Below are 23,796 nucleotides of genomic sequence, written 5' to 3'. Positions count from 1 at the left end.
CACTCAGGCCCGCGCTGCAACCTCGCGGGCGATGGCCTCGCCCAGGGTTCTCTGTGCCTCGGGCGCATAGTGGACGCCGTCGATCGTGCTGACCTCGATGATCTTGCCCGCATCGAGGAACCCGCATCCGCGGGCCTCGGCCAGCGCCTGATAGAGCGGCGGGAGGGCACGGCTCAACTCTGCGCCGCCAAAGAATTCTCCGGTCAGGCACCCCGCCTCCTCGACGGGAGGAGGACAGATCAGCAGGACATCCAGCCCGCCATGCCGCGCCTGCATCTCAACGCTTTGCGCGATATCGACAAGGCTGGCGATTCCCCCGACGATGGTTCTAGCGTCGCCGCCGAATCGCGGCTTGCAATCGTTGGTGCCCAGCATGATCGCGACCATATCCAAAGGCCCGTGGCTGTTCAGCGCGATCTTGAGCCCGATCTGGCCGTTCATATGCGGCCCCATCACGGGATCGTCGAATTGCGCGGTGCGTCCGGGCAGCCCTTCTTCGATCACCGTCCAGTCGGGGCCAAGGGCCGCCGCGGTAACCGTCGGCCAGCGGATGCCGGGGCCATATCTTTCATACGGCGCGGCACGTTCGGGCATCGGCGGGGAGCCATGCGTATTGCTGTCACCAAAACAAAGAAGGGTGCGGGCCATCGTCTGTCCTTTTCGGAATATCGTCCCGGCATCCTAGAGCCACAGCCTTCGATGCGGCAAGCCTCTTGGCCTTTGGGGTCATAGCGCACATATAGGGCGGAACAGGCGCTTGCGCCGCAGACAGCAATCAGGAGACGCAGATGCTGGAATTCTCCGACAGCCCGAAAGCGCCAGAAGGCGCGCCCATCGTGGATGGCACCGATGCCACCTTTGTCGCCGACGTCGTCGAGGCATCGCAGACCGTTCCGGTGATCGTCGATTTCTGGGCCACATGGTGTGGCCCCTGCAAGACGCTTGGCCCGGCTCTCGAGGCGGCGGTCGCGAAGCAGAAGGGCAAGGTCAGGCTCGTCAAGATCGATGTCGACCAGAACCAGGCCTATGCGGGCCAGCTGCGCGTGCAGTCGATCCCGACTGTCTATGCATTCTGGCAGGGCCAGCCTGTCGACGGGTTTCAGGGCGCATTGCCCCCCAGCCAGGTTGATGAATTCGTGGCCAAGATCGCCAAGCTTGGTGGCGAGGGTGAGGACGAAGGTTTCGCCGAAGCGGTCGAGGCCGCGGAATCCATGTTGTCGGAGGGCGATGTTGCCGGTGCCGCCGAGACGTTCGCCGCGATCCTTCAGGAAGAACCCGACAATGCCGCGGCCTATGGCGGGCTCGTTCGGTCCTACATTGCGCTGAACGATCTTGATCAGGCCGAGGCGATCTTGAACGGTGCACCGGCCGAAATCACCGAGACCCCGGAACTGGAGGCTGCGCGCGCCCAGCTCGAGCTTGCGCGGCAGGCCGCGTCCGCTGGTCCCGTCGCCGATCTGATGGCCAAGGTTGAGGCGGATCCCGAAGATCACGGGGCCCGGTTCGAACTGGCCACCGCGCTGCATGCCAGTGGCAAGACGGAAGAGGCGGTCGAAGAGCTTCTGACGCTGTTCCGCAAGGATCGGGAATGGAACGAAGGCGCGGCAAAGGCCCAATTGTTCAAGATTTTCGACGCCCTTCCCCCCAATGATCCGATTGTTTTGAACGGCCGGCGAAAGTTCTCTTCTCTGGTGTTTGCCTGACGGCCGCGGCGGGCTAATTCACCGTCATGACCCGAAAGACAGATTTGCCCGAAACCATTGCGGTCTTTCCTCTTCCGGGGGCCCTCCTGCTGCCTCGGTCGAGGCTGCCGCTGCACCTGTTTGAGCCGCGCTACCTGGCGATGCTGGAGGATGTGCTGAAAACGCCGCATCGTCTGATCGGCATGGTTCAGCCCTACGACGCGCCCGATAGTCCGGGTCAGGTCCATTCGATCGGGTGCGCCGGTCGCGTGACGGCCTTTTCCGAAACCGAGGATGGGCGATACATGATCACCCTCTCGGGACAATCCCGTTTTCGGATCAAGGAAGAGGTCGAAGGCTTTACGCCCTACCGGCGGTTCAAAGTGAACTGGGATGGTTTTGATCGCGACCTTGGGCCGACCGAAAAGGACACGTCCCTTGATCGGGACAAGTTCTTTGCCATTCTTGCGCGGTTCTTCGATGATCGCGGGCTCGAGACCGACTGGGAATCGCTGCGCGAGGCCGAAGACGAATTGCTGATCAATTCACTGTCGATGCTGTGCCCGTTCGCGCCTGAGGACAAGCAGGCCCTCCTCGAGGCACCGTCGCTCGTGACACGACGCGAGACGCTGGTTACTCTGATCGAATTCGCGCTTCGCGGTGGCACGGACGAAGAGGTTATGCAGTGAACGAGATCACCAACGAGGTCCACGAGGAAAAGCCGTTTGACAGGCGGATGCTCGAGGCTCTGGTCTGCCCGCAGACACATGGGGCGCTGACGTATGATCCCGATCGTCAGGAACTGATCTCAAAGGCCGCCCATCTGGCCTTTCCCATCCGCAACGGCATTCCCGTCATGCTGATCGACGAGGCCCGCAACATCGAATAGTGGCGCCTAACCGCGCATGAGCCGTGGCAGATCGCCGGTCAGCCCGGCCGCTTCGCGCATGAAGGTCGTCCTGAGGCCTGGAACCGAATTCACAGCCGCCATCCCGATATCCCGAACAAGACGAAGGGCGGGATTATTATTTGAAAACAGCCTGTTGAACGTATCGGTGGCAATCGCCAACGTCGTCGTATCGAACCGGCGCCATTGCTGATACCGGCCAAGGGGCCCGGCCGAGCCGGGATCCTCGCCGCGTCGACGGGCATCGGCAAGCACTTCGGCCAAGGCCGCGACATCCCGAAGGCCCGCGTTAAGGCCCTGTCCCGCGATGGGGTGAACGCCATGCGCCGCGTCGCCCACAAGCGCGATCCGGGGTGCGATGAAACTGTCGGCAAGCGTCAAGCCAAGAGGATAGCTGAACCGTTTTCCGGTCAACGCGATCTCGCCCAGAAAACTTCCGAAGGCGGGTCGCAGCGCGTCCAGAAAGGCGGCATCGTCCATGGACATCAATTCTGCCGCGCGCGCATCCGTTTCGGACCAGACAATCGATGATCTGCGCTGCGTCAGCGGCAGAATCGCCAGAGGACCGGCAGGCATGAAGAACTGGTGCGCGATGCCCCCATGGTCCTTTTCGTGGGACACGGCGCAGACAACGGCCGTCTGGCCATAGCCCCAGCCCTTTCGCCCGATACCGGCCCGCGCGGCCGTCCCGCTCTGGCGTCCGTCGGCACCGACAAGCATTCCGCCTGACAGTGTGTCGCCCGATGCAAGTGTCAACGTCACGCCCGATGGCCCCACCTCCTGCGCCGTGACGCGGGCGCCGGTCAGATGCGTGATCGCGGGGTGGGCATCTATCGCGTCCTGAAGGGCGGTCCGCAGGACCCTGTCTTCGATCATATGGCCCATAGGGCCTTCTTCCATCTCGCGATGATCGAAATGCAGGATCCAGGGTGACGGCCCTTCGCCCGCGCGCCCGTCCGAGACCTTGATCTCGCGCATCGGTTGCGCCTGATCCTCGATCTTGTCCCAGATGTCGATCGCAGCCAGAAGGCGGCACGACGCCAGCGCAAGCGCATAGGATCGCCCGTCAAAATCGGGATCGGTATGGGTGTCCCGCTCGGCCGCATCGAGGATGGTCACGCCGAACCCCGACTTGGCCAGGGCCAGCGCAAGAACGGGTCCGTTGAGGCCGCCGCCAACGATCAGGATGTCATCGTTTTGTGTCATGGCAGGATCTAGTGGGCTCTGTCCGGGATTGTCCATGCTGCAATTGGCCGCTACCTGTTTTGACAGGGAAACGGGGGAGACGGAATGCAGGATTGGCTTGGGATGAGTGCCGCGGATTTGGGTCGCGGTATCGAACGGGGGGACATCGATCCCGTTGAACTGGCAGACGCATTTCTGGATGCGGCGAAAAGTCATCCTCGTGGCTCCGATATCTATGCAAGGCTAACACCGGATCGCGCCCGGACAGAGGCGCTGGCTGCGCGGGACAGGGCGCACACCGGCAGACGCCTGTCGCCGCTGGATGGTGTGCCAGTCAGCTGGAAGGATCTTTTCGATACGGCCGGCATCGGGACAGAGGCCGGCACGGCGATGATGGAGGGCCGGGTGCCGGATGCGGATGCACAGGTCCTTGTGAATGCTACGGCGAACGGCATGGTCTGCATCGGTAAGACCCATATGTCCGAAATTGCCTTCTCGGGCCTTGGTCTCAACCCTGTTACCGCGACATCCCCCTGCGTGAACGACCTCGACGCGGTGTCCGGAGGCTCCTCATCCGGGGCGGCGGCCTCGGTGGCGTTCGGGATCGCGCCTCTGGCGATCGGATCCGATACCGGGGGGTCGGTTCGCGTGCCCTCGGCCTGGAACGATCTTGTGGGGTTCAAACCCACCCATGGCGCTCTGCCGGTCGACGGTGTCGTGGCTTTGGTGCAGTCGTTCGATACGGTCGGGCCGCTGGCCCGGACGGTCGAGGATGCGGCCTTGTCCTACACCGCGCTGGGCGGGCCGAAGATCACGCTTGATGGCGCAAGAATCGACGGCGCCCGGCTTCTGATCTGTGAAACGGTCGCGATGGAGGGGCTGTCCGATGCTCCGGCCCGCGCCTTTGAAGAGGCTGTCGAGAAACTGGCCCGCGCCGGAGCAAGGATCACGCGTATGCCGCTGCCGTTCCTTGCGGATGCCTTTCAGATGACCGGCCCGCTCTATCCGCCAGAGGCCTATGCCAACTGGAAGGATCATATCGACCGTGCGGGCGACCGGATGTTCCACCAGGTGCGCAAGCGCGTCACCGCGGGTGCCGATTTTGCAGCCCATACCTATATCACCGCCTGGAAGAACCTTCGGATGATGCGCGAAACCTGGCTAAGGGAAACCGCCGGATTTGACGCCGTGATCATGCCGACGGTGCCGAGCCTGCCGCCGAAGGTCGCTGATCTGCTCGCGGATGATGACTACTATGTGTCTGAAAACCTGAAAGCCTTGCGCAATACGCGGATCGGAAACCTGATGGGGCTGACGGCCTTGACGCTTCCGACCGGGGTGCCGTCGACCGGGATCATGTTCTGCGCACCGCCGGGCGCCGAGGCGCGGTTGCTGCGGCTTGGCTCGGCGGCCGAGGCCGCTCTGACCTAAATGCCACAAAACCCGGACCGTGCCCGACCAAACCACGCCGTTGTTCTGGACAGTCGCGCCGGTCAAACGATAGTTTGATTGCAAAGGGGCGAAACGACCCCGCGATCTGAGGCAGAGATGAATTACCCCGAGCGGTTTTCGGACCTACCGGAACATACGTGGCCGCGTTTGCGCGGGCTTCTCGACGTCCATCAACCGGGCGCCGATCCGATCGTGCTGACCATCGGGGAACCCAAACATGCCTATCCCGACTGGCTCGGCGATGCCCTTGCCGAAAGTCTGGCCGGCTTTGGGAAGTATCCGCCCAATAACGGCTCGGACGCATTGCTTGATGCGATTACCGGCTGGATCGGTCGTCGCTATGGCGTCGAATTGGCGGCAGACAACATCCTTGCCCTGAACGGCACGAGAGAGGGTCTTTACAACGCCGCAATGGCGCTGTGTCCCGAACACAAGAACGGGGCGCGTCCCGTCGTCCTGATGCCCAACCCGTTCTATTCGGTCTATGCGGTGGCGGCCCTGTCCGTCGGCGCCGAGCCGGTTTATGTCAACGCCACCGAAGAGACAGGGCATCTGCCCGATCTGACCGCGCTGGACGGGGATGTCCTTGATCGGACGACCCTTGCCTATATCTGCTCTCCCGCCAACCCGCAGGGATCGGTGGCCGATATGGAGTATTGGAAGACCGCGCTATCGCTGGCCGAGAGGCACGATTTCACGATCCTTGCAGACGAGTGCTATTCCGAAATCTGGCGCGATGCGCCGCCGGTCGGCGTGCTTCAGGCCGCGGCCGAAGTGGGCGCCGATCCGGAGCGCGTTCTGACATTCCATTCGCTGTCCAAACGGTCGAACCTGCCGGGATTGCGGTCAGGCTTTGTCGCGGGCGGCGCCGGCGCGATCGCGCGGATGCGCCAGTTGCGCGCCTATGCCGGCGCACCGCTTCCGCTGCCGTTGCAGGACGTGTCTGCAAAGGTTTGGGCGGACGAGGATCATGTGACCGAAAGCCGCGCGCTCTATCACCAGAAATACCAGCTTGCCGATCGGATATTCGACGCGGTGCCAGGCTATCGCAGCCCGAAGGCCGGTTTCTTTCTGTGGTTGCCGGTCGAGGATGACGAGCAAGCGGCCCTGCGCCTTTGGACAGAGACGGGCGTAAAGGTTCTGCCGGGTTCCTATCTCAGCGCCGATACAGCCGAGGGAAACCCGGGAAAGAAATATATCAGGGTGGCCATGGTCGCCCCAACACAACAGATGCAGGAGGGGCTCAAGAGGCTCCGTACCTGCTTGTACGATTAAGAAGGCGGGAGCGAGATGGCATATCAGACACGCGGGCGCGATCCACTGCTGGACAGCACGACTCAGGCCGTCATCGAAAAGCGCAGCAAGGAATTGCTGGGCATCGGATTGGTGGCTCTGGGCGTTCTTGTGGCGATGATGATCGGGAGCTATTCGCCCGATGATCCGAACTGGATGCTGGCTTCGGATGCGCCGGTGCAGAACTGGCTGGGACGGTTCGGTGCGTCGCTGGCCCAGCCCCTATTCATGATCGGTGGCGCCGCGACTTGGGGCATTGCCCTGACGCTTGTGGTCTGGGGGCTGCGGCTCGCGCTGCACTATGGCGAAGACAGGTTCGTCGGGCGGATCATCTTTGCCCCGATCGCGATTGCCATTGCCGCCATCTATGCGGCGACGCTGCCGACATCGTCCGCTTGGCCCCACAGCTTTGGCGTGGGCGGGTTTTTCGGCGATACGGTGCTGAGTGTCCTGCTGACCTTGTTGCCGATCGGCGTGGAGTTCGCGATCCGGCTCTTCTCTCTCATCTTCGGCGTCGCGATGCTGGCCATGGGTGCCTTTGTTCTGGGTTTCACCAAGGACGAGATCATCCGTGGCTGGAAGCTGTTCCTGATCGGGCTGATCATGGCCTATGACCTTGTGGTGCGGCTGATGGGGCGCAGTGCGCAGGCTTCGTTCGTCGTTGCGCGGTCGGTCCAGAACCGTGTGCAGGACGGGATCGATGCCCGGCGGACCAACATGGCGCAGCGTCAGACAGAGCAGGCCGAGGCCATGCCGCGCGACTATGTCATGCCTGAAGATGCCCCCCGCCGCCCTGCCGCTGTCGTCAGGCCCGCGCCGCCGGTTTCGGGGCACCCGGCCGAACGGTCCCAACCCGCGGCCTCACCGGCGATGCCGCCCCTGCCGGAACCGCCGCTGACCGCGGCGCATCGACCTGCCGTCGCACCGGCGGCGGCGCATTCGAACAGTTTTGCGGCACCGCCCCGCCCGGAGCCCGCGCCCGCGGGCGGGCTTTTCTCGCGGATGCCGTCGCTGCTTCGCCGCGCCGATCCTGATCCGGCGCGGATGCCGCAACCCGAACTCGTGGACAATGCGCCATGGTCCGGCGATGCCGGCCCTGTCGACGGAGACCGGATCAAGAGCCGGATCGCTGATGCCATCCGCGCCCGCAAGCGATCGGCCGAGGAGGCCGATGCCATGCCGGTCGAACCTGTCGTGACGCGGCCCAAGCGTCCGATGCCCCTGATCCTGCAGACAAATCCTGCGCCGCAAGAGCCCGTCATGCAGGCACCCCAGACGCCGGACCTGATCGACGACGGCGATTTCGGCCTTTCGATGGACTGGACCGAAACGCCTGCCGCCTATGCTGATGTTCCGGCCCAGCCGGTCGTCTCGGCCAGCGTGGCGCCCGTGGTGCCGCCGGCCCCGCAAGCCGCCGCACCGAGGAAGGCCGTTGTCCAGCACAATCCGAAACGCTCCATCGCGCCGTCAAGCCGGGCGCGCGCCGAAGCGCAGCCTGCGTTGCCGCTCGAAGACCGCTTTGCCGGTTACGAACAGCCGCCGCTGAGTCTTCTGAGCGATCCGTCGAACGTCGAGAGGCATGTGCTGTCCGACGACGCGCTCGAGGAAAATGCGCGGATGCTGGAAAGCGTTCTGGATGATTACGGCGTGAAGGGTGAAATCGTCAGCGTTCGTCCCGGACCCGTCGTCACGATGTATGAGCTGGAGCCCGCTCCCGGCCTCAAGGCGTCGCGCGTGATCGGTCTTGCCGACGATATCGCCCGGTCGATGTCGGCACTGTCTGCCCGCGTCTCGACCGTTCCGGGCCGTTCGGTGATCGGCATCGAACTTCCCAACGATCACCGCGAAATGGTGCCATTGCGCGAGATCCTTGCCGCCCGCGATTTCGGCGACAGCCAGATGCGCCTGCCGCTTGCGCTGGGCAAGGATATCGGCGGACAGCCGATCATCGCGAACCTTGCCAAGATGCCCCACCTGCTCATCGCGGGAACCACGGGATCGGGCAAGTCGGTTGCGATCAACACCATGATCCTGAGCCTGCTGTACAAGCTGACGCCCGAGGAATGCCGGCTGATCATGATCGACCCCAAGATGCTGGAACTCAGCGTCTATGACGGCATCCCGCATCTGCTTTCGCCCGTTGTGACAGACCCCAAGAAGGCGGTCGTGGCCCTGAAATGGGTCGTCGGCGAGATGGAGGAGCGCTATCGCAAGATGTCCAAGATGGGTGTGCGCAACATCGAAGGCTATAACGGCCGTGTGCGCGATGCGCTTGCCCGGGGTGAGACGTTCGAACGGACGGTCCAGACCGGTTTTGACGAGGAAACCGGTGATCCGATCTTCGAATCCGAGGAGATTCAGCCCGAGGTCCTGCCCTTCATCGTCGTTATCGTCGACGAGATGGCGGACCTGATGATGGTCGCCGGCAAGGAGATCGAGGCCTGCATCCAGCGTCTGGCGCAGATGGCGCGGGCCTCGGGTATTCACCTGATCATGGCGACGCAGCGGCCCTCGGTCGATGTCATCACCGGCACGATCAAGGCGAACTTCCCGACGAGGATTTCGTTCCAGGTCACGTCCAAGATCGACAGCCGCACCATCCTTGGCGAGATGGGCGCCGAACAGCTTCTTGGTCAGGGTGACATGCTTTACATGGCCGGGGGGAGCCGGATCACACGGGTTCACGGGCCGTTCTGTTCCGACGAAGAGGTTGAAGAGATCGTCAACTTCCTCAAGGGTTTCGGCCCGCCGGAATACGTCTCTGGCGTCGTCGAAGGCCCGCCCGAAGACAGCGAGGCCAATATTGACGCGGTTCTTGGCCTTGGTGGGAACACCGACGGGGAAGACGCGCTTTACGATCAGGCCGTTCAGATCGTGGCCCGGGATCGCAAATGCTCGACCTCCTATATCCAGCGCAAGCTTGCCATCGGGTATAACAAGGCCGCCCGGCTGGTCGAGCAGATGGAGGATAACGGCGTCGTGTCATCGGCGAACCACGTCGGCAAACGCGAGGTTCTGGTCCCCGAGGTGCACTAGGGGGCGGACGATACGGCGCGCGGTTGCCGGGCGGCAGTTGATCCAGACGGCTGCGGGCCGCTAGTCTTCCGATCATTGATTGACCGATTGGAGATTTCCCATGCGTCCGTTCCTTGCCACAGCCGCCCTTTGCCTTGCTGCCACATCCGCCCCGGCCCAAACGATCATCGAGGCCTATTATGCCGAGTTGAGCCAGCGCGACATGTTCAACTCCTCGGGGGTGCGCCTGACCGACCTTGGTGCGATTCTCCAGCAGGACAGGGCCAATGTGCACCGGTTCGGACGGCGCGACGCCGGGGACGAGCTCGACCCGTTCTTCAGCAACCGCGAACTCCGCGCGCGTATTCCCGCGCTTTATGCCCGGGGTGATACCGATCCCCTGATCGCCCGCATTGTCACCGGGGGGTCCCCACTCTCCGTTCTGGTGCTTTTGTGCGGTGGCCGGGCGCAGCCGGAATACCTTGTCGTCGATTTCGCCGATGGCGATGGCAATCGCGGGTGTTGAGGCCGGGGTTATCCTCTGACAACACAGGTCTGGTTGCGTGATATCGCCTATCGGGGCGTTTTGCGGCAGAGATTCCCCCATCGGGCAGGGTGCAATCCCGCCCCTTGTGACTTAGGTAGGAAGCCATGACCAAGATGACCCGGCGCACCGCGCTTTTCGCTCCTTTCGCCCTCGCGGCGCTTGCGGCCACGCCCGCAGCGGCGCAGCAGATCCCGCTGACGGAATTGTCGAACTATCTCAACGCGCTTCAGACGGCGCAGGGCGGGTTCACCCAGATCAACGGGGATGGGACGATCTCGACGGGCGAGATCTACATCAAGCGGCCCGGGCGGGTTCGGTTCGAATATAACGCGCCCGACAATTCGTTGGTGATCGCAGGCGGCGGCTCTGTCGCGATCTTCGATCCGCGGTCCAATACCGGGTCGGAACGCTATCCTCTGAACCAGACGCCGCTGTCGATCATCCTTGCCCGCGATGTCGATCTGACGCGCGCGCGCATGGTCACGGGTCATACAAGTGACGGCACCACCACGACGGTGACGGCTCAGGATCCCGACAACCCGCAATACGGGAACATCCAGCTGGTCTTTACCGCCAACCCGATCGAGCTGCGCCAGTGGATCATCACCGATGATGCCGGATCGCAGACGACGGTCATCCTGAACAACCTGCAAAGCGGGGTTCAGGTGCGCGACGCCCTGTTCAACATCCAGGCCGCACAACGCGATTTCGGCAATTGATCGGGGCGCGCCGTCCTACATCTTGCCGCAGCTGATCAGCTGAGCCTTGTACATCTGGGCACGGCCTTCCAGCTCGCCGGCGATCCGCAGCAGCCAGGATTTGCGGTTGTAGCTGCCTCGGGCATATCCGGTGCGGCCCTCGTGATAGGCAAGGTACTGGCGGCGTGTGTCGTCGATCGCGATGCCGAGGCGTTCGGTGGTCTCGGCCATGTACCAGCCCATGAAATCCGATGCGTCCCGGATGCTGTCACGACGGGCGCGCGATCCGCCTTCGGCATCCTGATATTCCTGCCATGTCGCGTCGAGCGCCTGACTGTAGCCATACGCCGTGGACTGACGACCCCAGGGGATAACGCCCAGCGCATAGCGGTGTGGCGGTCGGGCATTCGCCACGAACTTGCTTTCCTGGTACATGATCGCCATCTGGACGTTGACCGGAACGCCCCATTTCCGCTCTGCCGCGCGAAACGCGCGCAGGTAGCTGGGCCGCTCGTCCACGATGCTGCATGCGTCATCAAGACCGCGTGGCGCGGAGTAGTTCCCGCTCCCGCAGCTTGCGAGTAGCAACATCAGGATAGCGGCACGAAACAGTCTGCTCATCTGCCTCTCATCGCGTTTGTTTTTTCGCACACTAGCCGATTGCGTGACGTGTGGAAACGGCCGTGTTCAGGCTCGGCATCAATTGGTTGTGGGTGATCGGGGGTCTCACTGTGTGACAGGTTGTTACACACTGTTTCCTTAAGAATCGGGTCCGACCCGTGGACACAGACCCCTTTGCGGACGTAGAAGCAGGGCAGGGGGCTCTAGAATGCTTAAAACGAGAGCTAAATATCATCTTGGACAGATTGTCCGCCATCGCAAGCACCCCTTCCGGGGTGTCGTCTTCGATGTCGATGCGATCTTCAGCAACTCGGAGGAATGGTACGAGGCCATTCCCGAAGAGAGCCGACCCAAGAAGAATCAGCCGTTCTATCACCTGCTGGCCGAGAACGATCAGAGCTACTACGTGGCTTATGTCTCTGAGCAGAACCTTGTTGCCGACTATTCCGGCGAGCCTGTCGATCACCCGGATCTCGATGATCTGTTCGGCCCGTTCGAAGATGGTCACTATCCGCTTCAGGTTCAGCTGAACTGACGGCCCGCCCGGGTGGATTGCCCTAGTATCCTAGGGCGATGCCATCCTTTCGCGGGTCGCTGCCGGCCGACATGACGCCATCTTCGCCGATCAGGATTGCCTGCGCCCCCCCGATCGGAACGCGCCGCACGCCGATTTCGTGGCCAAGCGCGGCAAGCCCTATCCTGACCTCTTCGGAGAGACCTCGTTCGGCATGAAGGACGTTGCCTTCTGCAAAGACACGCGGGCCATCGATCGCCTCCTGAACATCCATGCCAAAATCGATCATGTTCGTCAGAATCCGGGCATGGCCCTGTGGCTGATAGCCGCCGCCCATGACGCCGAACGGTCCGAGGATCCGGCCATCCTTGCGCAGCATCCCGGGAATGATCGTGTGCATCGGCCTTTTGCCCGGGCCGGCCTCGTTCGGGTGGCCTTCGGTCAGGTTGAAGCCTGCCCCGCGGTTGTGGAACAGGACGCCGAACTTGTCCGATGCCATGCCGGAGCCGAAATCGTCAAAGATCGAATAGATCATCGACACGGCCATTCCGTCGCCATCCACGACCGCGATATAAACCGTTTCCTTATGGACGGCTTCGGCACCGGGTGGTGACATGGGCAGGGCGCGCCGGGGATCGATCAGCCCGGCAAGCCGATCTGCGGTATCCTGGCTCAGCAGATGTTCGATCCGGCTTGCGTGGTCCGGGTCCGCGATGAACCGGTTCCGCGCATCCATGGCCAGCTTGGCGGCCTCGGCCTCGATATGGTTCCGCTCGACCCCAAAGGGATCAAGCGCCGAGAGGTCGAAATTCTTGAGCATGTTGAGGATCAGCAAGGCAATCGCCCCGGCGCCGTTCGGCGGATGCTCAAGCACCTCGAGGCCCCCATATGTCCCGACGAGCGGTTCGCCATAATCACACGCGGTGTTGGCGAAATCCTCGAGACTGTGCGTCCCGCCAAGCGCCTGAAGGGAGGCCACCATATCGGCGGCCACTTCGCCATCGTAGAATCCGTCGCGCCCGTCAGTGGCAACACGACGCAGCACCTCTGCCTGCCCCGGCGCACGGAAGACATCGCCGGCCCTGAGAGGCTTTCCGTCCCGGAGGAAGTAGTCACGGGCCTTGCCGGTGAAGATATCGGGACCGCCTTCCCAGTCGAAGGCCACGCGCGGCGCCACGGGGATTCCCGCTTCGGCATAATGAATCGCCGGAGCGAGTGATGTGGCGAGCCCCGATCGTCCCCAATCCGCTGAAAGCCGGCAGAAGGCATCTATTGCGCCGGGCACCGTCACGCAATCCACGGACCGGCGGGGCAGGACGTTGTGTCCGGCGGCCCGGATGCGGGCCGGGTCAAGACCGGCCGGCGCACGGCCAGATCCGTTCAGCGAAATGACGCGATCTTCGCCCGGCGGGTTCAGAAGCACAAAGCAATCGCCGCCGATCCCCGTCATCGCCGGTTCGCAAAGCCCCAGAAGAACGGCGCCGGCGATCGCGGCATCAACAGCATTGCCACCCGATTCGAGGATTTGCACGGCAACCTTGGCGGCCAGGGGATGCGACGTCGCGCACAAGCCATTGGTGGCATAGACTGTTGACCGGCCCGGAAAGTGAAAGTCTCGCACTGCGCCTGCTCCTCGACGAAAAAATGGTTTTCGCGAAGATAGCTTTTGTCGGGGCATATGCAATCTGAAGGGGGAAGTTCCCGGCGCCACGCTACTGGGTGGGGGCAATGCGACGCGACGCCGGGAGAAGCTATGCAGCTACAAGATCGCTTATCCAGTTTGCTCGTGGCATCGCCGTGATCGCACTGAGGCAAAAATGTGGTTTCTTCACTACCCGCCCTGAGCAATGGAAAATCAGGTTTCGAACGGCTCGGGCAAGACATGGGGCGCGACGCCGCGCAGGTCGATGTGGCGAGTCTACCCCGACGGACGCCGATCGAAATGCCTCTGCATCCGGCTTGCCTCCGGCGCCTCAATGCGTGTTCATCAAGCATGACAGAGTTGGCCTCGGAGAAATGTGAATGACCGTTCCGAAACAGGCACGTGCCGTGATCATCGGCGGAGGTGTGATCGGCTGTTCCGTGGCCTATCATCTGTCCTCGCTTGGATGGCAGGACGTTGTCCTGCTTGAACGCAAGGCCCTGACATCGGGCACCACCTGGCACGCCGCCGGTCTGATCGGACAGTTGCGGGCCTCGTCCACCATGACCCGGCTGGCGCGCTATACGGCCGATCTTTATCGCGGGCTGGAAGAGGAAACCGGGATCGCGACGGGTATGCGTCAGGTCGGATCGATTTCGGTTGCCCTGACGGAGGAGCGCCGCGAAGAGCTGTTTCGGAGCGCCGCCATGGGCCGGGCCTTCGGTGTTCCGGTCGAAGAGATCGGCCCGGACGACGTTGCCGCAAGGTATCCGCATCTGAACCTCGAAGGCGTCAGGGCGGGGATCTGGCTTCCGACTGACGGGCAGGGCGATCCCGCCAATATCGCGCTGGCACTGGCAAAGGGTGCGCGGCAGCGGGGAGTTGAGATCCATGAAAGGGTCAAGGTTACCTCGGCCCATCGTGACGGACGTAGGATCACCGCCCTTGATTGGGAAGACGAGGCCGGAGAGCGTGGCCGGATCACCTGCGATCAGGTGATCAATTGCAGCGGGATGTGGGGCCGGGAGGTCGGCGCGATGCTGAACACGCATGTGCCGCTTCAGGCCTGCGAGCATTTCTACATCGTCAGCGAGCCGATCCCGGGCCTGACGCAATTGCCGGTGCTGCGGGTTCCGGATGAATGCGCCTACTACAAGGAAGATGCCGGCAAGATGATGCTTGGCGCATTTGAACCGGTCGCGAAACCCTGGGGCCCGATCCCCGAAACCTTTGAATTCGATCAGTTACCCGAGGATTTCGATCATTTCGAACCGATCCTCGAGGCCGCCGTCCGGCGGATGCCGATGCTGGCGGATGCGGGCATTCACACCTTCTTCAATGGGCCCGAGAGCTTTACGCCCGACGACGCCTATCATCTGGGCCTTTGTCCCGAGATGGATAACGTCTGGGTGGCTGCCGGGTTCAACTCGATCGGGATTCAATCGGCTGGCGGGGCGGGGATGGCTCTTGCCCGATGGATGGACGGCGCGGAAAAGCCGTTCGACCTGGGTGACGTGGATATCGCCCGGATGCATCCGTTCCAGACGAATCGGCGGTATCTTCGCGAACGCGCGACCGAGACGCTGGGCCTGCTCTATGCCGATCACTTTCCCTATCGGCAGAAGGAAACGGCCCGCGGTGTCAGGCGCAGCCCGTTTCACGGCGATCTCGCCGCCCGGGGCGCCGTTTTTGGCGAGGCCGCAGGCTGGGAAAGGGCGAACTGGTTCGCCGCCCCCGGCGAGGAGGCGCGCTATCGTTACTCGTGGAAAAGGCAGAATTTCTTCGATGCCGTGGGCCGTGAACATCGGGTGATCCGCAGCGGTGTCGGGATTTACGATATGTCGTCCTTCGGGAAGCTTCGCGTCGAGGGTCGCGATGCCGAGGCATTCCTCAACCATGTCTGCGGGGCAGATGTCTCGGTGCCGGTCGGTCGCATCGTCTATACCCAGTTCCTCAATCCGTCCGGTGGGATCGAGGCCGACGTGACGGTAACCCGGTTGGCCGAGACGGTCTTTCTGGTCGTGACCCCGTCAGGGCGGCTGTTGGCGGATCAGGCGTGGCTGCGTCGCCATGTGGGCGATCGCTTCGTGGTCATCACGGACGCGACGGCCGCCGAAGGTGTGCTCGCGATCATGGGGCCGGAGTCCCGGCGATTGATGCAGGCTGTCTCTCCCAACGATTTCAGCAACGACACCAATCCTTTCGGGACGGCCCAGCAGATCGAACTTGGCCTGTGCACCGCGCGCGCGCACCGGGTGTCTTATGTCGGCGAACTGGGGTGGGAAATCTACGTCAGCGCCGAGATGGCCGCACATGTGTTTCAGACCATCATCGAGGCGGGCGAAGATCACGGGTTGGTTCTGTGTGGGCTGCACATGATGGATTGCTGCCGGATCGAGAAGGGCTTTCGCCATTTCGGCCACGACATCAGCTGCGAGGATCACGTGCTCGAGGCTGGTCTCGGTTTTGCCATCGGTCGCGACAAGGGTGGTTTCATCGGTCGCGATGCCGTTCTGCGCAAGTGGGAGGCCGGGCTTGACCGGCGCCTTGTGCAGTTCCTGCTCAGCGATCCCGAGCCGCTCTTGTATCACAACGAACCGATCCTGCGGGATGGCGAGATCGTGGGCCACCTGTCATCGGGCGCCTATGGGCATTACCTCGGTGCGGCGGTCGGCATGGGCTATGTGCCCTGTCGCGGCGAGGAACCGGAGGACCTTCTGTCGAGCCGTTTCGAAATCGATGTTGCCGGAACCCGGGTCGGGGCGACCGCATCGCTCAGGCCGCTTTTTGATCCAAGCGGATCACGGATGCGGGGCTGAGAGGGGTGGAAGCCCGGCCTACCCTTGCCTAGGGTCCGCCCCATGAGACATGCGTTGCCCCGCCATGCCCCCGCCTTCTGTGCCGTGTCTGTTCCTGTCGGGCGCGGCTGATGTCGCACGACTATAATCCGCCAGACGTTCCGCTGGACGTTCTGCACCTCGATCACGAGGTGCTATTGGTGAACAAGCCGAGCGGCCTTTTGTCGGTGCCTGGCAAGGGCGAACATCTGGCCGATTGCCTGTTGTCCCGGGTGCAGGCGGCGTTTCCCGACGCGCTTTTGATCCACAGGCTTGATCGTGACACCTCGGGTGTCATGATCTTTGCCCTCACCCCCCATGCGCAGCGCCATCTTGGCCTGCAATTCGAAAAGCGGCAGACGAAAAAGACCTATGTCGCCCGGGTCTGGGGCCGGATCGAAGAGAAGACGGGCCAGATCGATCTGCCCCTGATCGTCGATTGGCCGAATCGCCCGAAGCAGAAGGTCGATCATGTCGATGGCAAGGCCGCGCTGACGGAATGGCGCGTTGTCAGAAGCGCGAGCGATGAAACGCGGGTGCGCCTGATGCCGAAGACGGGACGGTCACATCAGCTTCGGGTGCATATGGCTGAAATCGGCCATCCGATCTTGGGGGATCCGTTCTATGCTACCGGCCCGGCGCGTGATTTTCCGCGACTGATGCTGCATTCCGAGACCTTGCAATTTCGCCATCCCGATGGGGGAAAGGGCACGCGGATCACCGCGAAATGCCCTTTCTGAATCGCCGATCAGGAGATGAACCGCACGATCGCATCGAGTTCGGATTGCTGAAGTTCGTGCCCGCCCTCGTGCCAATGTTCTGATACGAAGGCGCCCTGACGTTGCAGGTAGTCCGAAAAAGACCGTGTCATATCGGCCGGGCAGATCGGATCCTTCTCGCCTGCGGTGATCAGGATGCGGCGCCCGTCGAGGCCGGGCTGAGGGTCGAGGTCGAAGGGGATCAGCGGATGCAGCAGGATCATGTCATCGACAAGTTCAGGCCGGGTCAGCCCCACATTGGCGAGGATGTTTGCCCCGTTGGAATAGCCCAGACCGATGACGCTGGGCGCGTTGACGGCCTTGCGTTCCGCCGCGATGAATTCGGCCATGGCGGCCGTCCGTTCTGCAAGGTCGTCCATGTCATAGACGCCTTCCGCCGTGCGCTTGAAAAAGCGCAGCGCGCCGTTTTCAGACACATCGCCCCGGGGCGAGACCACATGCGCCCCGCGCACAAGATCCTGCCCGAGCTGGTGAAGCTGTGCTTCGGTCCCGCCGGTTCCGTGAAATGTGAAAAGCAGGGGCGCGCCTGGCGCTCCTTCTGTTCTTGCCGCGACATAGGTCATGCGATCAGTCTCCCAGCGGTTCAAGCTGACGTTCAAGCCGGGCGCGCAGATGTTCGTGCTGGCTCGGCAATTTGAGTGCCTGTCCCAGATGGGCGGTGTCTTCGTCCCGATCAAAGCCGGGCTCGTTCGTCGCCACCTCGAACAGGATGCCGCCCGGGGTTCGGAAATAGATGGCCCAGAAGTAATCCCGGTCGATCACCGGTGTCACCTGATATCCGGTATCCAGAAGAGCCTCGCGCACTTCAAGCTGGCGTGCCCGGTTGTCGACGGCAAAGGCGATATGGTGAACGGAGCCCGCGCTTTGCGTGGCGCGCGTGCTGGACCTCGGAGCCTGCGTCACGTCGATCGCGTTGGCGGCATTGCCACCGGGGACGATGAACCTTGTGGTGTCGCCCTCGGTGTCGAGCTTGTCATAGCCCATGAACCCCAACAGCTCCGCTGTTGCGCCATCGTCGGTGATCGTCATGTCAGCGGAATGAAAGCCGCGGATCGCCATCTCTTCCGAGAGGCCATCGGCCAGCCATGGCGCGCGGTCATCCTCGGTTTCGACTAGGGCAAAGCCGTCCCCGTCGGGCCCGTTGAACAGGACGCGGGTCTGGCCGAAACGGCTGTCCTTTGCGAGGTTGCCGACCTCGAAGCGGCCCAGACGCTCGACCCAGGCATCGGCACTTCCCGTGGGGATCGCGAAAGACGTCCGACCCACCTCGCCCGCACCGCGCCGTCCCGGAGCGGCACCGGGAAACGGAAAATAGGTCATCACGGTGCCCGGCGATCCGACCTCGTCGCCATAATAGAGATGATAGACATCCGGGGCGTCGAAATTGACCGTCTTCTTGACCCGGCGCAGGCCGAGGACGCCCGTGAAGAACGCGTTGTTTTCACTGGCCGAAGAGGCAAGCGACGTGACGTGGTGAAGGCCCTTGATCTGGCTGAGCATGGTCATCTCCTGAATTTGATGAGCCATAGATAGGACAAACCCAGTCGCGCAAAATGAGAGATTTCGCACCACTTCTGTGCAATTTGGAACATGACATTGTGCGTCGCATCCGAATCCGACTGTCCGCAAAGAAAAGGGCCGGAACGTGCGCGCTGCACGGGTCCGGCCCGGAAGTAGGGAGGTAATGATCTTTTCTAGCCGGCTGAGACGGGGGGCACTCTGATCCAGATCAAATCGGAGCGGGAAATACCGCGCGCCCGTCATCTTGTTGACGAACCGCGGAGTACCGGTGGAATCCCACCTGCTCCACACATATGTGACGGTTAGCGGATAAACGAAAGGAGCGACCAATGGGTTTGCGCATCAATGATACGATCCCCGATCTGACCGTCGAAACCGACCTCGGGCCTGTCAGCCTTCATGAGTGGGTCGGCGATGACTGGGCGATCCTGTTTTCTCACCCGAAGGATTTCACCCCGGTCTGCACGACCGAATTCGGTGCCGTCGCGCAGTTGGCGGACGAATGGGCCCGCCGCAAGGTCAAGGTGATGGGAATCAGCGTTGACGGGGTCGAAGATCACGTTTCCTGGAAAAAGGACATCGCGACCGCGGGCAAGGCCGAACCGGCCTTTCCGATCGTCGCAGATACCGACCTGACCCTGTCGAAGGCGTTCGACATGCTGCCGGCGGAAGCCTATCTGCCGGACGGCCGCACGCCGAACGACACCGCGACGGTCAGGGCCGTCTTCATCATCGGGCCGGACAAGAAGCTGAAGCTGTCGATGACCTACCCGATGAATGTGGGCCGCAACTTCGCCGAAGTGCTGCGCGCGGTCGATGCTCTGCAGACAGCCAATGGGCAGGGCGTCGCGACGCCGGCCAATTGGAACCCGGGCGAGGATGTCATCATCCCGACCTCGGTGTCGGACGAAGACGCACTTGCGAAGTTCGGAGAGTTCGAAACCATCCTGCCCTATCTGCGAAAGACCAAGCTGAAAGCCTGACAGAGCGGCAGAATGAACAAAGGCCCGGGGCAGAGATGCACCGGGCCTTTCTGACTGTCAGGATCGTTGGCACCAGGCGGGATCAGGTGAACCGGTTGTAGAGGATCACCTTCGAATCCATCGGCACCCGATTATACAGATCGACGATATATTCGTTGGTCAGACGCGCACATCCGTTCGATACGGCGGTGCCGATCGTATTGGGGGCGTTGGTCCCGTGGATCCGCAGATAGGTGTCGCGGTTTCCGACATAAAGGTAGAGCGCGCGCGCCCCGAGCGGATTGTTCGGGCCACCGGGCACACCGTCCTTGAACCGCTCATACGAGGCGGGATCGCGTTCGATCATTTCCGGCGTCGGTGTCCAGCTGGGCCATTCACGCTTGGCACCGACGCGGAAGGTTCCCGATTCATAGAGCCCGCGCCGGCCGATGCCGACGGCATAGCGGATGGCCTGACCGTCGGGCAGCGTCCAGTACAGGCGGAACCGGTTGGGATCGACATGAACTTCGCCAGCGGGAATGCCCGGCTGGATGTTCACGAGAGTCGGTGCAAGCGGGTCGTTCGAAGGCGGAACGAGCGGCTGTTCGACAGCCTCGCCCTCGCCATTGATCTCTAGTCGAAGCGGCGCGGCGGCATCCTGCGCGCGCAGGATTGCCGGCGTTGCAAGGAACGCAGCGGTTGAGACCAGAATGTCTCTGCGGGTCTTCATCAATACATCCCCCCCTTCGGGACGGCAAACATGGCGCCTGAACGACACCTGACGGAACAAAGATGAAATACCCATTTACACGGATTGCATCAACTCCGAGCGGAACCTCGCCGTCGTATTGGTGGATATGTTGTCGCCCGGTGACCACATTTGCGTGATATTCGAGGGGTTCCCGGGTGTCACTTATCTCTCAGCAGAACCGAGACGCTTTCGCGAATCGCCCCAAGACTCGTCCAGCGGGGCGCATAACCCAGACGCGATCGCGCCTTTTCGATCGAATGACAGGGGCTTCGCGCGATATGTTCCCAGGTGGCCCCGGCGTCCTCATCGGACTGGGTCCTGGCCCAGTCTGCGAACGGCAGGAAATCGAGCTGTGGCTCGTGCCCGAACCACCGGAACATGGCTTCGGCATAGCCTCGCAGGCTGATCGCCGCGGGCGACACGGCGTTGAACGCCTCTCCGACGCTGGTCGCATGGTTGCGGATCGACAGGGCAATGACCTGAGCCACGTCCTCAGCATGGACATGATGCACCGTCTCAAGCCCGAAGTTTGGCAGGGCCAGGGGTTTTCCGTCGCGAATGTCGCGAAAGACCTGCGGGTTGAAATGCCCGGCCGGATTGAGAGGCGCCCAGCCCGGACCGACGATATGACCCGGACGGACGACCGTGGTGGGAAGTCCACCCCGGCGCGACATCGACAGAAGCATGTCTTCGATCAGGCTCTTGTTCACGCCGTAATCGCCGAACGGCGCCCGCGCGTCTTCTTCGCGTGTCGGCGTGGTGATCGCGTGGCCGTGCACCCAGATCGTTCCCACATGGATCAGGTGAGAGATCTTGCCCGAGAGGGCGTCGGCCAGATGCCGGGCGCTGTCTGGGTTGAAACAGATCATGTCGATGATGATATCCGCACCGAGTGCGGCGATACGATCGCCAAAGGTCCCCGCCTTTTCTTCGGCGTCCCGGTCCATGATCACGGTTTCGACATGATCCCAGGCAGCGTTCGGAAGATAGGGCGCGCTTTCTCCACGGGCGACATTCGTCACCTTGTGTCCGCCCTCGATCAACATCGGCACCAGATAGGTGCCGACATGCCCTGTTCCGCCGATGATTGCGATTTGTGCCATGCGTTGTCCTCCCGTCGTGATGATGCCTTGGTGTCGGGCCAAATGAAAAGGCCCCGGTTTTCCGGGGCCTTTCGCTTTCGTCAAAGGTGGAGCAGCGATCAGTCGGCTGCTTCTTCCTTCTTCATTTCTTCGCCGGTCTCCTGATCGACGACCTTCATCGACAGGCGCACCTTGCCGCGATCGTCGAAACCCAGAAGCTTGACCCAGACTTCCTGACCTTCCTTGAGCACATCCGACGGATGGTTCAGGCGGCGGTTTTCGATCTGGGAGACATGGACGAGGCCATCGCGCTTGCCGAAGAAGTTCACGAAGGCGCCGAAATCGACGAGCTTGACGACCTTGCCCTTGTAGATCTTGCCCTCTTCCGGCTCGGCCACGATGGACCAGATCATGTCGTAGGCTTTCTGGATCGCTTCGCCGTTGGGGCTTGCGATCTTGATGATGCCGTCGTCGTTGATGTCGACCTTTGCCCCCGAAACCTCGACGATCTCGCGGATGACCTTGCCGCCCGATCCGATGACTTCGCGGATCTTGTCGGTGGCGATCTGCATCGTCTCGATGCGCGGCGCGTGGACGGAGAATTCCTGCGCGCCGGTCAGCGCCTTGGACATCTCGCCCAGGATATGCATCCGGCCGTCCTTGGCCTGAGCCATGGCCTTTTTCATGATCTCGGGCGTGATGCCGGCCACCTTGATGTCCATCTGGAGCGAGGTGATGCCGTTCTCGGTGCCCGCGACCTTGAAGTCCATGTCGCCGAGGTGGTCCTCGTCGCCGAGGATGTCGGTCAGAACCGCGTAGGAGCCGTCATCTTCCAGCACGAGGCCCATGGCGACGCCGGCGACGGCCGATTTCAGCGGAACGCCCGCATCCATCATCGACAGCGACCCGCCACAGACCGAAGCCATGGAGGAGGAGCCATTCGATTCCGTGATCTCGGAGACGAGCCGGATCGTGTAGGGGAAATCGGTCGACGCCGGAAGCACCGCCTGAAGCGCGCGCCATGCCAGCTTGCCGTGGCCGATTTCGCGGCGACCCGGAGGGCCGACACGACCCGCTTCACCAACCGAGTAGGGCGGGAAGTTGTAGTGCAGCAAGAAGTTCGATTTGAAATTCCCGTGCAGCGCGTCGATGAACTGTTCGTCATCGCCGGTGCCCAGCGTCGTCACGACAAGGCCCTGCGTTTCACCGCGGGTGAACAGCGCCGAGCCATGCGTCCGCGGCAGAAGCCCGGTTTCGCAGACGATCGGCCGAACGGTGTCGAGCGCGCGCCCGTCGATCCGCTTGCCTTCCTTGACGACTGCGGACCGCAGGATCACCGATTCCAGCTTCTTGAGCGCCGAACCGAGGTTCGCATCTTCCAGCTGCTCTTCGGTCAGCTTGGATTTGATCGCCTCTTTTGCGGCGCTGACCGCGGATGTCCGCTCCTGCTTGTCGAGGATGGCATAGGCGGCGCGCATCTCGTCTTCGCCCGCGGCCTTCACGGCCTCGAACAGATCGGAATAATCCGGGGGGCTGAAGTCGAACGGCTCTTTCGCTGCGTCTTCGGCCAGAGAGATGATGCAGTCGATGACCGGCTGGATCTGCTCATGCGCAAAGGTGATCGCGCCGAGCATCTCGTCCTCGGTCAGCTCGTAGGCTTCGGATTCGACCATCATCACCGCGTCGGCGGTGCCGGCGACAACCAGGTCAAGCCGCTGCTCGGGGTTGTTCCGCAGGTTGTGCATGTCGTCGATCGTCGGATTGAGGATGTATTCCCCATCTTCGAAACCGACGCGGCAACCCGCGATCGGGCCCATGAAGGGCACGCCCGAAATCGTGAGCGCCGCCGAGGCCGCGATCATTGCCACGATATCGGGATCGTTCACAAGATCATGGCTGAGCACCGTGCACATCACCAGTACTTCGTGCTTGAAGCCCGGGACGAAGAGCGGCCGGATCGGCCGGTCGATAAGGCGTGCGGTGAGGGTTTCTTTTTCCGTCGGGCGTGCTTCACGCTTGAAGAAGCCGCCGGGGATCTTGCCCGCCGCGTAATACTTTTCCTGGTAGTGGACCGTCAGGGGGAAGAAGTCCTGGCCGGGTTTCGGCTCCTTGGCGAATGTCACGTTCGCCATCACCGAGGTCTCGCCAAGCGTGGCGACGACGGAGCCGTCTGCCTGGCGGGCAATCTTTCCGGTTTCCAGTGTGAGCTGTTCTTCGCCCCACTGGATGGATTTTTTCACTTCTTTGAACATCTAGCGTCTTTCTCGTTGGGCCTGTCTCGGCGGTCCGAGTGCCCGATTGAATGGCG

The 23,796-nt window shown here is 62.4% G+C and carries 21 protein-coding genes; 12 read left to right on the top strand and 9 right to left on the bottom strand.

What is annotated here, in order from left to right; translation table 11 throughout:
- Positions 1-3 precede the first annotated feature (3 nt).
- Positions 4-648, bottom strand: a complete 645-nt coding sequence (locus EP376_RS09980) for an SGNH/GDSL hydrolase family protein (protein ID WP_127655393.1) — start codon at positions 646-648, stop codon at positions 4-6.
- A 140-nt stretch (positions 649-788) separates the two neighbouring features.
- Between EP376_RS09980 and EP376_RS09975 the strand changes: the two genes are divergently transcribed.
- The 3 genes from EP376_RS09975 to EP376_RS09965 are packed head-to-tail and all read left to right on the top strand — an operon-like array spanning position 789 to position 2,571.
- Positions 789-1,703 carry a thioredoxin family protein gene (locus tag EP376_RS09975; protein WP_127655392.1) on the top strand — a complete coding sequence of 305 codons (915 nt, stop codon included), beginning with the start codon at positions 789-791 and terminating at the stop codon, positions 1,701-1,703.
- Between the two features lie 26 nt (positions 1,704-1,729).
- Positions 1,730-2,371 carry an LON peptidase substrate-binding domain-containing protein gene (locus EP376_RS09970; protein ID WP_127655391.1) on the top strand — a complete coding sequence of 214 codons (642 nt, stop codon included), beginning with the start codon at positions 1,730-1,732 and terminating at the stop codon, positions 2,369-2,371.
- Between the two features lie 47 nt (positions 2,372-2,418).
- The gene (locus EP376_RS09965; RefSeq protein ID WP_127655924.1) at positions 2,419-2,571 is read left to right on the top strand and encodes a Trm112 family protein; all 153 of its coding nucleotides are present in this window, start codon (positions 2,419-2,421) and stop codon (positions 2,569-2,571) included.
- A gap of 6 nt (positions 2,572-2,577) precedes the next feature.
- Here EP376_RS09965 and EP376_RS09960 read toward each other — a convergent pair whose 3' ends face one another.
- Positions 2,578-3,795, bottom strand: a complete 1,218-nt coding sequence (locus EP376_RS09960; RefSeq protein WP_238928712.1) for a UbiH/UbiF/VisC/COQ6 family ubiquinone biosynthesis hydroxylase — start codon at positions 3,793-3,795, stop codon at positions 2,578-2,580.
- Between the two features lie 84 nt (positions 3,796-3,879).
- Here EP376_RS09960 and EP376_RS09955 point away from each other — a divergent pair, with 84 nt between their 5' ends.
- The 5 genes from EP376_RS09955 to EP376_RS09935 all read left to right on the top strand — a co-directional run bounded on the left by EP376_RS09955 (position 3,880) and on the right by EP376_RS09935 (position 10,800).
- Positions 3,880-5,205 (top strand): amidase, encoded by a 1,326-nt coding sequence (locus EP376_RS09955; protein ID WP_127655389.1) that lies wholly within the window; start codon positions 3,880-3,882, stop codon positions 5,203-5,205.
- Between the two features lie 117 nt (positions 5,206-5,322).
- Positions 5,323-6,501, top strand: a complete 1,179-nt coding sequence (locus EP376_RS09950) for an aminotransferase class I/II-fold pyridoxal phosphate-dependent enzyme (RefSeq protein ID WP_127655388.1) — start codon at positions 5,323-5,325, stop codon at positions 6,499-6,501.
- Between the two features lie 15 nt (positions 6,502-6,516).
- On the top strand, positions 6,517-9,555 hold the full coding sequence (locus EP376_RS09945) for a DNA translocase FtsK (protein WP_127655387.1): 3,039 nt from the start codon (positions 6,517-6,519) through the stop codon (positions 9,553-9,555).
- A gap of 100 nt (positions 9,556-9,655) precedes the next feature.
- On the top strand, positions 9,656-10,060 hold the full coding sequence (locus tag EP376_RS09940) for a hypothetical protein (protein ID WP_127655386.1): 405 nt from the start codon (positions 9,656-9,658) through the stop codon (positions 10,058-10,060).
- A gap of 125 nt (positions 10,061-10,185) precedes the next feature.
- Positions 10,186-10,800: a LolA family protein gene (locus EP376_RS09935; RefSeq protein WP_238928711.1), complete on the top strand. Its 615-nt coding sequence runs from the start codon at positions 10,186-10,188 to the stop codon at positions 10,798-10,800.
- 15 nt (positions 10,801-10,815) lie between these two features.
- On the opposite strand, the gene EP376_RS09930 is transcribed toward EP376_RS09935, so the two are convergent.
- Positions 10,816-11,400 carry a transglycosylase SLT domain-containing protein gene (locus EP376_RS09930; RefSeq protein ID WP_127655385.1) on the bottom strand — a complete coding sequence of 195 codons (585 nt, stop codon included), beginning with the start codon at positions 11,398-11,400 and terminating at the stop codon, positions 10,816-10,818.
- Positions 11,401-11,608: 208 nt separating this feature from the next.
- Here EP376_RS09930 and hspQ point away from each other — a divergent pair, with 208 nt between their 5' ends.
- On the top strand, positions 11,609-11,935 hold the full coding sequence (hspQ, locus tag EP376_RS09925) for a heat shock protein HspQ (protein ID WP_127655384.1): 327 nt from the start codon (positions 11,609-11,611) through the stop codon (positions 11,933-11,935).
- A 22-nt stretch (positions 11,936-11,957) separates the two neighbouring features.
- Here the strand turns inward: hspQ and EP376_RS09920 are convergent, their stop codons facing one another.
- A complete protein-coding gene (locus EP376_RS09920) occupies positions 11,958-13,535 on the bottom strand; it encodes a gamma-glutamyltransferase family protein (protein ID WP_127655383.1) in 1,578 nt (525 codons plus the stop codon).
- 401 nt (positions 13,536-13,936) lie between these two features.
- Here EP376_RS09920 and EP376_RS09915 point away from each other — a divergent pair, with 401 nt between their 5' ends.
- On the top strand, positions 13,937-16,375 hold the full coding sequence (locus EP376_RS09915) for a GcvT family protein (RefSeq protein WP_127655382.1): 2,439 nt from the start codon (positions 13,937-13,939) through the stop codon (positions 16,373-16,375).
- 110 nt (positions 16,376-16,485) lie between these two features.
- On the top strand, positions 16,486-17,133 hold the full coding sequence (locus EP376_RS09910; RefSeq protein ID WP_127655381.1) for a pseudouridine synthase: 648 nt from the start codon (positions 16,486-16,488) through the stop codon (positions 17,131-17,133).
- An 8-nt stretch (positions 17,134-17,141) separates the two neighbouring features.
- On the opposite strand, the gene EP376_RS09905 is transcribed toward EP376_RS09910, so the two are convergent.
- Positions 17,142-17,735, bottom strand: coding sequence for an alpha/beta hydrolase (locus EP376_RS09905; protein ID WP_127655380.1), 594 nt, complete (start codon positions 17,733-17,735; stop codon positions 17,142-17,144).
- Between the two features lie 4 nt (positions 17,736-17,739).
- On the bottom strand, positions 17,740-18,672 hold the full coding sequence (locus EP376_RS09900) for a VOC family protein (protein WP_127655379.1): 933 nt from the start codon (positions 18,670-18,672) through the stop codon (positions 17,740-17,742).
- 350 nt (positions 18,673-19,022) lie between these two features.
- Between EP376_RS09900 and EP376_RS09895 the strand changes: the two genes are divergently transcribed.
- Positions 19,023-19,676: a peroxiredoxin gene (locus EP376_RS09895; RefSeq protein ID WP_127655378.1), complete on the top strand. Its 654-nt coding sequence runs from the start codon at positions 19,023-19,025 to the stop codon at positions 19,674-19,676.
- Positions 19,677-19,758: 82 nt separating this feature from the next.
- Here EP376_RS09895 and EP376_RS09890 read toward each other — a convergent pair whose 3' ends face one another.
- From EP376_RS09890 to pnp, 3 genes are all read right to left on the bottom strand, one after another.
- Positions 19,759-20,385, bottom strand: a complete 627-nt coding sequence (locus tag EP376_RS09890; RefSeq protein ID WP_127655377.1) for a L,D-transpeptidase — start codon at positions 20,383-20,385, stop codon at positions 19,759-19,761.
- Positions 20,386-20,564: 179 nt separating this feature from the next.
- Positions 20,565-21,509, bottom strand: a complete 945-nt coding sequence (locus EP376_RS09885; protein WP_127655376.1) for an NAD-dependent epimerase/dehydratase family protein — start codon at positions 21,507-21,509, stop codon at positions 20,565-20,567.
- 98 nt (positions 21,510-21,607) lie between these two features.
- Positions 21,608-23,740 (bottom strand): polyribonucleotide nucleotidyltransferase, encoded by a 2,133-nt coding sequence (pnp, locus tag EP376_RS09880; protein WP_127655375.1) that lies wholly within the window; start codon positions 23,738-23,740, stop codon positions 21,608-21,610.
- Between the last annotated feature and the right edge of the window lie 56 nt (positions 23,741-23,796).

Origin of the sequence: Alexandriicola marinus (genome assembly GCF_004000435.1) — a bacterium.
Lineage (GTDB): Bacteria > Pseudomonadota > Alphaproteobacteria > Rhodobacterales > Rhodobacteraceae > Alexandriicola > Alexandriicola marinus.
The sequence above is the reverse complement of the archived record's forward strand: the minus strand, read 5'-3'. Positions and strand labels throughout refer to the sequence as shown.